12 protein-coding genes and 1 pseudogene are annotated in these 13,310 nt (G+C 60.4%); 1 reads left to right on the plus strand and 12 read right to left on the minus strand.

Going from position 1 to position 13,310, the window contains the following annotated elements:
* Positions 1 to 184: 184 nt before the first annotated feature.
* Positions 185 to 436 (plus strand): annotated as a pseudogene (locus tag ACFQXB_RS17305) (WGR domain-containing protein); the annotation flags it as partial.
* Between the two features lie 40 nt (positions 437 to 476).
* On the opposite strand, the gene ACFQXB_RS17310 reads toward ACFQXB_RS17305, so the two are convergent.
* From ACFQXB_RS17310 to ACFQXB_RS17365, 12 genes are all read right to left on the minus strand, one after another.
* Positions 477 to 1,193, minus strand: coding sequence for a M48 family metallopeptidase (locus tag ACFQXB_RS17310; RefSeq protein ID WP_377406386.1), 717 nt, complete (start codon positions 1,191 to 1,193; stop codon positions 477 to 479).
* Positions 1,190 to 4,420: a type I restriction endonuclease subunit R gene (locus tag ACFQXB_RS17315; protein ID WP_377406389.1), complete on the minus strand. Its 3,231-nt coding sequence runs from the start codon at positions 4,418 to 4,420 to the stop codon at positions 1,190 to 1,192. The genes ACFQXB_RS17310 and ACFQXB_RS17315 overlap by 4 nt, the downstream gene beginning before the upstream one ends.
* A complete protein-coding gene (locus tag ACFQXB_RS17320) occupies positions 4,417 to 5,286 on the minus strand; it encodes a hypothetical protein (RefSeq protein ID WP_377406392.1) in 870 nt (289 codons plus the stop codon). The genes ACFQXB_RS17315 and ACFQXB_RS17320 overlap by 4 nt, the downstream gene beginning before the upstream one ends.
* Before the next feature lie 2 nt (positions 5,287 to 5,288).
* The gene (locus ACFQXB_RS17325) at positions 5,289 to 5,810 is read right to left on the minus strand and encodes a hypothetical protein (RefSeq protein ID WP_377406394.1); all 522 of its coding nucleotides are present in this window, start codon (positions 5,808 to 5,810) and stop codon (positions 5,289 to 5,291) included.
* Positions 5,804 to 6,988 (minus strand): restriction endonuclease subunit S, encoded by a 1,185-nt coding sequence (locus tag ACFQXB_RS17330; protein WP_377406395.1) that lies wholly within the window; start codon positions 6,986 to 6,988, stop codon positions 5,804 to 5,806. Before ACFQXB_RS17330 ends, ACFQXB_RS17325 begins: the two co-directional genes overlap by 7 nt.
* The gene (locus ACFQXB_RS17335; RefSeq protein WP_377406398.1) at positions 6,981 to 8,006 is read right to left on the minus strand and encodes a virulence RhuM family protein; all 1,026 of its coding nucleotides are present in this window, start codon (positions 8,004 to 8,006) and stop codon (positions 6,981 to 6,983) included. The genes ACFQXB_RS17330 and ACFQXB_RS17335 overlap by 8 nt, the downstream gene beginning before the upstream one ends.
* On the minus strand, positions 7,999 to 9,516 hold the full coding sequence (locus ACFQXB_RS17340; RefSeq protein ID WP_377406400.1) for a type I restriction-modification system subunit M: 1,518 nt from the start codon (positions 9,514 to 9,516) through the stop codon (positions 7,999 to 8,001). Before ACFQXB_RS17340 ends, ACFQXB_RS17335 begins: the two co-directional genes overlap by 8 nt.
* Positions 9,513 to 10,118, minus strand: a complete 606-nt coding sequence (locus ACFQXB_RS17345) for a restriction endonuclease subunit S (RefSeq protein WP_377406403.1) — start codon at positions 10,116 to 10,118, stop codon at positions 9,513 to 9,515. The genes ACFQXB_RS17340 and ACFQXB_RS17345 overlap by 4 nt, the downstream gene beginning before the upstream one ends.
* Positions 10,119 to 10,158: 40 nt before the next feature.
* Positions 10,159 to 11,313, minus strand: coding sequence for a Fic family protein (locus tag ACFQXB_RS17350; protein WP_377406405.1), 1,155 nt, complete (start codon positions 11,311 to 11,313; stop codon positions 10,159 to 10,161).
* A 113-nt stretch (positions 11,314 to 11,426) separates the two neighbouring features.
* Positions 11,427 to 11,597, minus strand: a complete 171-nt coding sequence (locus ACFQXB_RS17355; protein WP_018065929.1) for a hypothetical protein — start codon at positions 11,595 to 11,597, stop codon at positions 11,427 to 11,429.
* 157 nt (positions 11,598 to 11,754) lie between these two features.
* On the minus strand, positions 11,755 to 12,402 hold the full coding sequence (locus tag ACFQXB_RS17360; protein ID WP_377406408.1) for a hypothetical protein: 648 nt from the start codon (positions 12,400 to 12,402) through the stop codon (positions 11,755 to 11,757).
* 10 nt (positions 12,403 to 12,412) lie between these two features.
* Positions 12,413 to 13,267 (minus strand): ParA family protein, encoded by an 855-nt coding sequence (locus ACFQXB_RS17365; RefSeq protein ID WP_377406411.1) that lies wholly within the window; start codon positions 13,265 to 13,267, stop codon positions 12,413 to 12,415.
* Between the last annotated feature and the right edge of the window lie 43 nt (positions 13,268 to 13,310).

The raw sequence follows: 13,310 nt of genomic DNA on the forward strand, positions 1-13,310 counted from the left end.
GGCGTCCTCGTCTTCCCGGGCAATGGCATCCAAGAGAACCTCGCCGACAAGGCTAAGAAGCTCGGTATTCCGGTCATGAAGTTCGAGAAGGGGGCGTAAGCCCCCTTTTCCCCTTGCGGGGAAATCAAGGTGGAAGCGCAAGCTTCTACCTGATATTGTGGAGAAAACCTTACCCGATCACTACATGTACCACAGCCCGATCCAGCTTGATGTCTTCCCAACCGACGTGCAGATGCGCCGGATCGATCTGGCGCGCAACATGCGTCGCTTCTATCGGCTGAGCGTTCAGCGCGACCTCTTCGGTCGCGCAAGCCTGGTGCGCGAGTGGGGCCGGATCGGCTTTCGGGGCCAGATGATGGTCGAGACGCACCCTGATGAAGGCAAGGCCGTCACGGCTTTGATGAAGCTCGCAGAGGCGAAGAAGCGGCGCGGGTACGTCGACAGACACGGGCCGTTGCCAGAAAAAGTGACCCAGCTTAGGCCATCTTCTTTTCGAGCTTGTCTTTCCGATCTGGCCAATCGGGAAGGACCCTACCCAAGAGCTCAAAGAACTCCGGCCCATGGTGCGGGACAGCAATGTGACAAAGTTCGTGGGTGATCACGTAGTCTATGGAGTCCACGGATGCTTCAATCAGTCTGCGATTGAGCATGAGTCGCGAAGAAGGTGACATCGACCCCCATCTTTGTTGAAGTTGTCGCACAATCAGTCCTTTAGGCCGAAACTCCTCGGGTACCGGGAACCGCAGCAAGTTCACCTCGAGACGTTCTGCAAATTTGTTTTGAGCCTTTCCCCGATACCACGCCTCTACGAGCTCGCGTGTGACTTCGGGTCGTTCGGGCCTGTGCGTTTGGACCACTAGGAAGCCCCGGATGAGCTTCACCGTCGCTTGCACGTGTGGCACTATCTTCAGCCGATATTGGCGCCCGAGATAAAGATGGGTCTCGCCCGCCACATACTGGCGATCCGGGGTGCGTGGCAGGAACTGGATGAAATACCGTTGTTGGCGCCGGATCCACGCGGCGCGCTTGCGCACTTTCTCCTCGATAGCCGCCAGCTGAGCATCCCGTGGCGCAGCGACCACAACAGAGGCATCTGGCTCTACGGCGATTTCCAGCGTCGTTCGGTCACGGCGCACGATGGCGAAATCGATCTGGTGTTCACCATATCGGACGCTGTGTCGTTCCGCTGTCATCCAGGAAACCGTGCCCGTGCCAGGTCCATGATCTTGAGTTCGAGATCATCCATCACCTCGAGGGTCAGTTCGATGCCCAGCTCATCGCGAAGGACATCAAAGAAGTAATCGTCGATGGCGTTGCGCATCTTGTTTTGAGCGATGTCGTTGGACCAGACGTCGACGATATGATGGGACTTGATGATGTCGATGATCGTGAGCGCAATGACGGCAACCTCATCTGCCGCAATCGGTTTGCCGCCGTCGGTCGCGAGCACGCCTTCAAGGACACCGAAGAACGCCTGCCCGTCGTCGTTACCCTTGATCGCATCCGGCACCTCGCGCCCCCGGTCCTTGCGCGCGACCTTGTTCGCGAGATCGACAACGTGCTTGAGGTAGTCCCGTTCGGAAATCCGTTTGGCCCGATAGTCGCGGATGGTTTCCTCCAGAAGTTCCGAGAAACTGCGGTAGAAGGTCGGGTCCTCGTCCATCTTTTCGGTGATGGTCCGGCGCGTCGCGCTGGCGATCCGGTCCGCCCTCGACGCCTCGGAGACGCCCGTCTCCTCCACTACCGCTTTCAGCGCGTCCGGGTCGTTGATGTTGACCATTTCGATGATCGTCTCGGCCGGCATGGCAACCACATGGTCGTCGAGCAGCTTCTGGATCTTCGGCTCGAACTCCTTGACGTCGACGGTCTCTTGGTAGCGCAGCTGGACCGAGCGCCGCAGCTCGGAGAACTGCTTCCAGTCCTTCTTCATGGCGTCAATCTTCGCCTCTTCGAAGACTTCGAAGAGCTTGTCCGACGACAGCGAGATATGGAGGCAGCGGCTGAACGCCTTCAGTCGTTCATAGAACTCCTGCCGGATCGCCTCATCGGCCAGGAACTGTTCGAACTGCTCCATGTCCTTCTTGTTCTTGACCGGCTTGAACTGGTCCCAGAGCTGATCGTGCAGTTGGGGCAGCTTCCGGATTTCCTCGCGCACATCGTGGACCGTGCCTGCGAGATCGGCGGCGTCGAAGCCCTCGAACGCGCTGTAGGTCGTCAGCGCCGTGTCGAGTTCTCCGAGCAGCCCCTCGTAGTCGATGATGAAGCCAAACTGCTTTTCGGTCGCGCCGTCTTCGTAGAGCCGGTTCACGCGGGCGATCGCCTGAAGCAGGTTATGTTCGCGCAGCGACTTGCACACATAGAGCACGGTATTGCGCGGGGCATCGAACCCGGTCAGCAACTTTGACACGACGATGAGGATCTCCGGATCGTCCGAGCCCTTGAATGCATCGATGATCTGGCGGGTGTATTCGTCCTCGGTCTTGTACCGGGCCATCATCCGCGCCCAGAACCCGCGCACGAGGTCCTTCGATTCCTTGTCGACCTCCTCGTTGCCCTCGTTGTCATCGGGCGGCGAGATGACGATTTCGCTGGTGACGTGCCCGATCTCGTCGAGCACCTCCTTGAAGCGGACGGCCGCTGCCTTGGACGGCGCCACAAGCTGCGCCTTGAATCCCGTGCCTTGCCAGTGCTGGCGGAAGTGCTCCGAGATATCGAAAGCTTTCGCCCGGATCGCCTGGCCCGTCTTTGAGAGCGCGTCCATGCGGGAAAACTTGCGCTTCAGGTCGGCCTTCTGGCTCGGGGTCAAGCCCTCGCTGATCTTGTCGAACCACTTGTCGATCACGCCGCCATTGACCTGCTGCTCGACAAGCCGTCCCTCATAGAGGAGCGGCACAACGGCCCCGTCGGCGACAGCCTCGTCGATCGCGTATTTGTGGATCAGGCCGCCGAAGGTCGAGAGCGTATTCTTCTCCTTCTTCAGGAGCGGCGTTCCGGTGAAGCCGAGATAGCAGGCCTTCGGCAGCAGCCGGCGCATTCGTGTGGCGAACTGGCTGTGGCCGCCATACCGGCCGGTCTGTGAGCGATGGCTCTCGTCGACCAGGACGAACACGTTGGCATCCTGATCGACATCTTCCGCAGCTTTGGCGGCCGTATCGAACTTGTTGATGATGGTCGTCACAAGCGGCGTCCGATTTCGGATTAGCTCGATCAGATGGGCGCCGCTGGTTGCCCGCACGGGTTCCAGTTCGCAGGACTTGAATGTGTCCTTGATCTGCTTGTCGAGATCGTCGCGGTCGGTGACTATCAGAATGCGCGGATTGGGGATGGCCCTGTCGAGCGCGAGAGAGCGCCCCAGCATCACCATGGTCAGCGACTTGCCCGACCCTTGGGTGTGCCAGATCACGCCACCCTTGCGGCGGCCGTCCAGATTGAACTGGCGGGCGCGTTCGACAGCCTTCCGGATGCCGAAGAACTGCTGATGGCGCGCGACCTTGTGCGCGCCGCCATCGAACACGGTGAAGCGACGGATCAGGTCCAGCAGGCGTTCCGGCCTGCACATCGCATGGATTGCGCGATCCTGCGCCGTGATCGCGCGCGTACCTTCGGCCGCCAGAGCTTCGAAATGGGCGCGGGCGAAGGCGAAGTCGCCCGAGAAGACCGCGTCCGCCTCCGTTGCCGTGAGCGGCCGGTTGGCCAGCGGATCGATGATCTCGTCCCGGTCTTCCTCGTCCCGCCACGTCTGCCAGAACTGCCGCGGCGTGCCCACGGTGGCGTAGCGCGCCTCGACACGGTTCATCACCATGAGAAGCTGCGCGAAGTGGAACAGCTGCGGGATGTTATCTTCGTTCTGATAGCCGATCAGCTGGCTGCCGGCCTTCTTCAGGCTCTCGGTCGGTCGCTTGTTCTCGATCACGAGGAACGGGATGCCGTTCACGTAAGCGACGATGTCGCACCGCTTGGTCTGGGTGCTGGCCGTCCGCTCGACAGAGACTTCGGCCGTGACGTGATAGACGTTGTTCGCAGGCCGCTCCCAATCGACGTATCGGAACGAATAGGACTTGGAGTCTCCCTGGATCGTCTTGGTGATGGTCGTCCCGAGTACGAGGGTGTCGTAGATGTCTTGGTTGGTCCCGCGCAGGCCCTTCTGCCGGTCAGGCGTGGGCTTCAGCCGTCGGATGGCCTCATGCGCATCCTCGAGGTCAAACGGATACTCCCGGCCGCGATGGGTAAAGCTGTTGATCCGCAGAAGCTGGTCAGCAAGGACGTCGTCGAGCACCACGTTCCGCAGGCGACCGCCGCGCAGGCGCACCGCATCGGCTTGAGACAGGGGCGTGAACCCCAGCGCCACCAAGAGCTGCAGGGCGGGGATCTGAGACTGGTGCTTTTCGGCGGCGTCGAACCCTCTCACTGTTTCACTCATGCAGGTCTCTGCGAATTTGTCACAAACGCTTGACCTGACAACGGCCCAGAATAGCGGCTCTCGTTCAAGAACTGGAGTAGGGCCTTGATGTCCCCGTGCGCCGCCGGCATCACAATTCGGCCGTTTTGGACATCAATCACAAGGTTAGTTTGCTGCGCGGCTGCCTGGATATCTGCCGGCGTGTAATTGTCGAGCGTACCATTGTTGGAAATTGCATGAATTAGCTTCCGGCTAACTTGATTGGTTACGCCCACGAATGCGGCCACATCCGCGACGTGTAGGTTGGGGTGCCCTGCAAAAGCCTGTACCTCTTGGTCTGTCGCCGCCCGGTAGATGTCGAGCATATTGATGATCGAGCGCAACTTGTGCTGGCTCTTGAACTTGATACGTCCGCCCTCAATTATGCAGGCTAGAGTATTGTCGAGGGTGAATGCTGGTTCCGTCAGGCGCCGAAAGGCGTTGCCTTGCTGAAGGAGAGCGAACCGACGTTCGAGAACCTGTTGCGACGTAAATCGTTGTACCAGAACCCTGGTCGCACCATTGTTCGATACACCCGTGAAGAGTGCCTTGATCCCCTCCCCCGCAAACGCCGCGGCGTTGATGTCCGCAATGGCCATCGCGTTCGCATTTATCGTGTCTGCGAAAACCTGCGCCTCCGCCGGTATGTCAATTGTGAGGAATTCATCCTCATCGGGAGTCCAGCTACCGTCGAATGGGACCTCACTGGTCACGCCGTGCCGGAATGCGGCTTCCTGATCAGCGAATATTGCTTCGATTGCCTGCTGCACAGCAGCATCCAAGCGAACGCGCTTTGCGATCAGCTGTCCTCCGTTGTCGCGGCAAGCGGCAAAAAGGTTTTGGGGCATATTCAGCGACCTCCTACATCTATGACGATGTATTCGGTCAATTGGCCGACTTCTATCGTCTCGGTTGCGTTTCGAAGTTGCCTCTTCGTGACAAGGACGTAGGTCACACCTTCTTTGGTGCTGACCTTGTAGAAGTGCCAGCCCATCAGGCCAAGAAGAGGGTTGAAATGATAGCTGTAGCCAGTCGCCACGACCGCTGCGAAGATTACAATCGCGGGCACCCAGACCTGCCAATTCAGGGCGGTGAACTGTGCGGTAAAAAGAGGAAGCAGGTAGAGAAGCAGGAAGCCCATGTTCTCACGGTCAGCAGCTTCCACCGTGGTCGCGGAAAACTTCACCCGTTCAAGATGCTTTTTGGAGTATCTGAGCATCAAGATGCAGATAACGATGAGGACCAAGCAGGCTCCCATTAAGACGGCGGCCTGCATTCCTTCGTCTGCCTGATACGCCACCCAAGCATAGGTGATGAGCACTGGCGCGATCGCGGTGCTGGTGAGCAGGAGCTTCGCTAGCCAGTTCAGCATGACACCCTCCATTCGCCCGTCAGCAGCTTCTGCATCAGGCCTCGTTTCTGGCGGGTGAGGGCCTCGATTTCGGTCTCAAGTAGACCGATCTCCTGCTTGGCGGTCGTCAGGGCCGACGCGATAGCCGATTGTTCGTCGGCAGGGGGAACCGGCACCTTGCAGCCGAAGAAATCCTCCGGGCTGAGGTTCAGAAGGCCATCGTTCCGGACGCCGGAATTGATCAGGCGCGACAATTGGTGGTTCAGAACTCCAGCCGCAAACAGGTGGGCGAAGAACTCGCGGTTCAGGTCTGCCTTGAGCGCAAAGCAGAAGTAGACGAACGGCACGAGCGCAGTCGGGCGATCCAGCGGGAAGATGCAGCCATGCGGCGCCGTAAGGGAGTTGCCCTTGTTGTAGGCAAACTCGCCCTCGTGCAGAACGATGTAGCGATCAACGCTTCTGCCAGCCATATCGCGGCTGAACTTGTCGGATTGCAGACGAAAACCGGATTTCGCCGAAATGGTCATTACCGGATGATCGCCGCCGCCATTCTGGCGACGCACGCGGGTCGAGATAGCTGACAGCGGACGCTGCTTCCATCTGTCGGGGAAGGCCCCACCAAGGCCGAGTAGCTTTTGCGTCAGTCCTGTCAGCCGGTCATGCTTCGCCGCCCGCAGCGCCTCCAGCTTCGCGATGGCCTCGTCCCACGTCCGGAGGATTTCAGCGATCTTGCGCTGTTCGGGGAGCGGGGGGAGCGGGAGCGGCGTCGATTTCAATAGATCAGTATCGAGCCGACCTGTGCCGTGCCCTGCGCTATCAACATGCCGAAGAATATCGGACTTTCTGGCGATGAGAGCGAACGCAAGATACTCGCTGTCGACACCCTCCTTCGCTATTAGAGCCTTGATGTCCTGATTGAAGGTCACGGGCCGGTCGCACAGCACTACCGGCAAGTCCTTGAATAGGCCCATCCCACGCACAAGCACCAAGACCGACCCGCTTGGGACGACTCGAACGGTATCGGCACCCTCGTTGGTAAGGCTTTCACCCACCCCATTTAGGCGCATGGCCTTCATGTCCTTGACGGTCACCCACGGGATCGGACCACCCCAAAAAGATGACTGCTCTTTATTGGGCGTGCCTCCTGAGTGGAACGTTGCTAGCTCGGAGAGCGCGACGCTTTTCCAGCCTTCACGCATCCTCGCCCCCTTTCTTCCGCTCCTTCGCAGCCTTTTCCATCTCCTCAAGTTGAGCGATATCAGCCTCATCCGCTGCCAGTGCCTCGGCGGCGCGGCGGTTGGCGTCGAACACCTCGAACCGCTCGACGGCCAGCTTCTGCGCCACGTCCATCCGCAGCCGCCCGGCATGGGTCAGCACGTCGCGTTCGTTGAAGGACAGGAAGGCGTCGAGCTTGTCGGCCCATTCGGCCATGGCGACCGGGCGGCGGCGCCTCGCTTGGTCCTCGGCATAGTCGAGATACATCACAACGATGCGGTTGAGTTCCTCGACCTCCTCGGCCCTCAGGTAGTTCTTGGCGGTGCCAACGTCGCCCTTGCGCACGACCGAACCTTTCCAGCTAGTCAGGCCCATGTTGGGGGCGCTCGGATCGCTGCGGTTCTCGATCAGTTCGGCGGCCGTCTTGCCCGTGATCGCCCAGAGCATTTTGTTCTGCACCTTCTTGAAGAAGGCCTGCGCCTGGTCGGACGTCTTGTCGTAGTCAACGGCGGTCGTGTAGAGGTCACGGACCTTCTGGTAGAAGCGCTTCTCTGAGGCGCGGATGTCCCGGATGCGGGCAAGCCACTCATCGAAGTAGTCCCATTGCTCGGCTTGCTTCAGTCGGGCATCGTCCATGGCGAAGCCCTTGACTAGGTATTCGCGCAGGACGGTGGTGGCCCACCGACGGAACTGGGTGCCGCGAGTCGAGCGAACGCGGTAGCCGACCGACAGGATGACGTCGAGGTTGTAGGTGTCGACCTCGCGTTCGACCTGCCTTGAGCCCTCGGTTTGAACTATCCGGAATTTCCGGATAGTTGCAGCCGGATCGCATTCACCCTCGGCGAAGACGTTCTTGATGTGCTCGTTGACAGTGCGCACGTCCTTGTCGAACAGCTCCGCGATCTCCCGCTGGCTCAGCCATACGGTCCCGTCCACGGCCCGCAGACCGATGGTCGCAGCGCCGTCCTCGGTGCTGTAAAGGATCAGTTCGCCCTTAGACATCGACGCCCAGCTCCTTCAGGTAGCCAGCCATCTTGCCACGCACCTCGGCCAGCTCGGCCTCGATGCTGTTGATCTGCTTCTGCAGGGCGGCCACGTCGATTTCCTCCTCCGGCTCGAAGGTGTCGACGTAGCGGGGGATGTTGAGGTTGAAGTCGTTCTCGGCGATCTCCTCAGGGCTGGCGCGGTGAGAGTATTTCTCGATCTCCGCCCGCGCAGCGTATGTTTCCAGCACCTTATTGATATGTGCCTCGTCCATCACGTTCTGGGTCTTGCCTGGCGTGAACTCCTTGCTGGCATCGATGAACAGGACATCGCGCCGGTCCTCGTTCGCGCCGCCCTGTTCGCGGGAGCGGTCGAAGACCAGGATGGCCACCGGAATGCCCGTGGTCGTGAATAGGTTTGCGGGCAGGCCCACCACCGCGTCGAGCAGGTTCTCCTCGATCAGTGCCTGGCGGATACGCCCCTCGGCCCCACCCCTGAACAGCACGCCATGCGGAACGATGACGGCCACCCGGCCGCTCTGGCGCTTGGCGATCTCGATCATGTGGGTAATGAAGCCGTAGTCGCCCTTGGACTTCGGTGGGATGCCGCGCCAGTACCGCTTGAACTGGTCGGTATCCGCGTTTTCCGCGCCCCACTTGTCGAGGCTGAACGGTGGGTTGGCCACGACCACGTCGAACTTCATCAGGTGGTCGCCCTCGACCAGTGCCGGGCTGTTGAGCGTGTCGCACCACTCGATGCGCGCGGCATCCTTGGCGTGGAGGAACATGTTCATCCGCGCCAGCGCCCAAGTCGCGCCGTTCACTTCCTGGCCGTAGAGGGCGAAGTTCTCGGATCCGACTTCCTCGGCTGCTCGGATCAGCAGCGACCCGGACCCGCAGGCCGGGTCGCAGATCGTGTCGCCCGGCTTGGGCGCCGCCAGTTTCGCGAGCAGGCGGGAGACAGCGGAGGGCGTGTAGAACTCGCCAGCCTTCTTGCCCGCGTCGGAGGCAAAGCGCGAGATCAGGTAGATGTAGCACTCACCGATGATGTCCTCAGTCACGCGACTAGGGCGCAGATCGAGCGCAGGCTTGGCGAAGTCCTCCAGAACGTTCTTGAGGCGCCGGTTGCGATCCTTGACGCGCCCGAGGTTGGCTTCGGAGTTGAAGTCGATGTTGCGGAACACGCCTTCGAGCTTGGCGCGGTTGGCGTCCTCGATCCGTTCCAGCGCGATGTTGATCCGCTCGCCGATATTGGGTTCGTTCCGGGCCTCGTAGAGGTCGTAGAAGCTGGCGCCTTCGGGAAGGACGAAACGTTCGCGCTCGAGCCTGCGGCGGATCCGGGTTTCATCTCCGCCATACTGCTTGCGATAGGTTTCGAGGTGATCGTTCCAGTGGTCAGAGATGTACTTCAGGAACAGCATTACTAGGATGTAATCCTTGTACTGCCCAGCATCGACGACGCCTCGGAAAGTGTCGCAAGCGGCCCAAGCCGTCTGGTTGACCTGTTGCTGCGTGAGTTGGTCGGTCATTTGGACGTCCTTTCTTGCCGTGTTGCGGGTCGAAGCCTGTTCGCTCGTTCAGCGAGGATCATGCTCAGCATTTTTCTGCGTGTTTCAGCGACTAGAATGGCTAGCGCCCGTTCCTGTTCAGCAAGGGCATCAATCGCCACGATCTTTTCCTGTGTTCCGATGTCGGGAATCTCAAGATCAAGGTCGTCGAGGCTAGATCTGGGGATCATCCGGATGTTTGTGCCACGCGCTGCCAAGTCAAAATGGCGTTGCGCCGGCGGCTGATTGATGGCCCATGCCAAATACTCCGGCAGTACAACATCAATGTTTGGGCGGAGCACCAGCAGGGGCAAAACAGCGAGCGCAGGTTCTCGGAAGCGTTTGTCAATAACGGACGCCGTGTTGCGTTCTCCCCGCGACCGAAACACAACGTCGCCAGGCCGTACGAAATAACGATCAGGCAAGTCATCCAGCGGAACGCGCGTTAGTCGTTCTGGGTGGATGAAACCATCAGCTGAAATGTCCCGCAGTTGGATCGCTAGTACGCCACCGCCCTCGGCTGCTTCGAGGCGGCCCCGAGCTGTGTATCCGCTATGAATGGTGCAAGCATCGGGAAGTAGCATTGATGTCTTCTCTGTAGGAACTTCTACAGCAGATAGTGCATCAAGTTGAAGGAGTCAATGAGAATCGCGCTGTAGGCGGACCTACAGCGCTTGTAACGTGCTTCAGCCAATACCGCGTATGCCGCCGCTCCCCAGTACGGCTAAGCGCACCCATCTCCACCAGGTCCTGCAGATCGCGGGTCGTGGTGGCGCGTGACGTGCCGGTCATGGCGATATAGTTCTCGGCGCTGAGGCCGCCTTTGAACCCGTCCGGTCCTTCGCGGAACATCCGGTCTATCACTTTGGCCTGCCTGTCGTTCAGCCGATCACGGAACTGGTAGTAGAACTTCGCCTTTGCGATGAAGAAGGCGACCCGTGTCAGAGTCACTTGCTGCGCCTTCAGAACGATGTCGGCGAACCAGATCAGCCAGGCTGTCACATCCAGCGTTTTCTGGTGGGTCTCGAGCTGGTCGTAGTAGGCCTTCCGTTCCCGTTCGATCGTGTAGGCCAGCGCGATCAGGCTCGGCTGGCCGATATTCTGGGCGAGGGACTTTTCGGCCAGGGCGCGGCCGAGGCGGCCATTGCCATCCTCGAAGGGGTGGATGCTCTCGAACCAGAGATGGCCTAGCGCCGCGCGGGTCAGCGCAGGTAGGGGCGTTGGACCGTCTGCCGCTGTACGGTTGAACCAGTCGACGAACACCTCCATCTCGGCTTGGACCTGCGCTGAGGGTGGTGCTTCGAAATGCACCGTCGGTCGGTCGATCCTGCCGGAGACGATCTGCATCGCGTCGGCATGCCTCCGATAAGCCCCGATGGTTTCAAGGCCGCGGTCATGGGCCAGAAGCATCCCATGCCACCGGCTGAGGGTCTCGTGGGTCAGAGGCGCGGCGTAGGTCGAGTAGACGTCGACCATCATCTCCGCGACGCCTTTCTCGCGCGGCCTTGATGGTGCGCCGTCGGCGGTCAAGCCGAACTGACGGCGCAGGGAGGATTGCACGCTGGCCCTGTCCAGCATCTCTCCTTCGATGGCGCTGGTCCGCATCGCCTCTTCACTGAGAAGTTCGATACGCAGGCGGTCGCGTTCATCGTCGGTCACATGGCGGACGGCACCTAGGATCTCGCCGGATGTCAGCAGGAACCGCCGCTCGAGATGTTCGACGACAGCGCTGTCGTACCGGAAATTCGGCCAGTCGGGTTGAGTCCAGTTCCAGCGCATGAGCTATAGGATCCATTTCTATAACTCACAATACTCGCAAATCGTGATGCATGAAAGCGAATTTTATGCATCAACCGAGTGCTGGCGTCTAACCAGCTGGACGTCTCCCCCCTTCAAGCGGCCTGCACCATGGGCTCGTAGCGCACCTCGGCCATGGCCTCGTTGATCCATGCCGGTTGCAGATCGCCGTTGTTCCACTGGTAGAGATAGCCCACGAGGGCGTCGGTCTTCTTGCAGAGGATGCGCATGATGGGTTCGCCTGTCAGGCGGGCTGTGTTGGACATAATCGGCTCCTCTACCTGGACCTCTGCACCGGGAACAAGGAGGCCACTCTATCCTTGGCAGAGTTGTTAATGACTGGTTTCTGCAACTGCAAGATGAGCGGGCACTTTCGGGAAAATTGTGATCAGCCGCATGGCGGAAACACGCCCAAACAAGGGGTTAATGGTCGCCACCTTCACGCGGCACCGCAGCATTGGCGGCGATCTCGTCCAGGATCGTGTCGATCTCGGCCCAGACGCGCGGCTCGATCTGGCCGCGGATCAAGGCCCACTTGCTGAGCACATCTAGGGGGTCATGGGCGTGCAGGATGGAAGTCAGCGCATTGGCATCGACGGCCAGTGAAGTGCGCGCGCGCCATTCGGTGATCCGCGTTCTCTGCTCTTCGGAAGGTGGGACGAACTCTGGCCCCAGCTGCCAGGTCTTCACGGCACGGCGCAGAGCAGCCCGGATGACATGGGCGGGGTCGACGCCGCAGTCGATCAGGGCTTCTTCCTGCCGTTCCAGCGCGTTCACCCGGATATCGATCTTGCGGGTGGCCGGAATGCGCCGGACCCTCGGCGGCGACGCCGTGGGCGCTGTTATGATCTCTGCTATTGTCTCCGGGCTTGGTTGCGGCGAAGGCAAGGAAGGCCTGCTTGGCACCGGCGCTTGATCTTCATCCGCCACGTCTGCCGTCACGCTCATCGGCATCAGGACGGTCTCTTCCCGATCCGCCTCTTCCCTTCCCGGGTCTTTCTCCTCCTCTGGCCGAAGGGACGCGGCATAGGCTGGATCGGGCCGGGTGATGGTTGGAATCTTCTTTCTCAACGCCCCGCCCTCACGCGGCCAGGATGTTGTTGAGGATGTCGGTGGCCTCCTCAAGGGCCTCGACGACATGACGGACATGCGGGCGCATGAGTGGGTTTGGATCGGCCTGCTTTTGCAGCGCGATGGCGTGGAGCAGGCCTTTCTCGTCCATCTCCTTGTAGACGTTGCGGCGCATCATCACCGTCTCAACCACGGGAAACCGGGCGATCGCTGCTTCGATCAAGGCGGCATCCGCGCGCGTGGCTTTCGGGTCAACCATGTTCAGAACGACATGGTGGCGCGGCAAGCTCGCCGGGTCATCGACGCGCGCGCGCAACCGCTCGAACCAGTCGGCGGTCTGCGCACCCACATCAAGATCCGAGGTCGAGAGCATGACCGGCGTTACGATGTGATCGGCGAGAACCGCGATTCCGTCCGACCATTCCGCGCCGACGCCTGCCGTGTCGATGAAGACGAAATCCGCCGAGTCCGCATCATAGACCTGCTCGATCTTGCGATCGACGGCTCCTACACTCTCGACCGAGATTGACCGCAGCAGAGGCGACCCCAGACCCGCCGCTTCGGCTCGTTCGTGCCAGGCGCCAAGCACTCCGGTGCTATCGGTGTCGATCAGCAGAACCCGACGGCCGGCGGCAACAGCAGCACTGATCAAGGCGCGCGAGAGTGTGGTTTTGCCACTCCCCCCTTTCCGGGCCATCGTGGCGATGACCACGAGATTGTCGTTCGGCATGGGGCGGAGGCTTTCAGCAAGGATGGTGGAGCAAAACGATAATGCGTGATCGTCGCTAGACGGTTGAGTTGCGCGCGTCAAGCGGAAGACGTGATGCGCCCGGCCAATGAGCGGAATCCAGACGACGCGATCCATGAAACAGCGGACGCGAGACACGGAACACGAGGCGGGCTGCAGC

The organism is Halodurantibacterium daqingense (assembly GCF_042666235.1).
In the GTDB taxonomy this organism is placed as follows: Bacteria; Pseudomonadota; Alphaproteobacteria; order Rhodobacterales; family Rhodobacteraceae; genus Halodurantibacterium; species Halodurantibacterium daqingensis.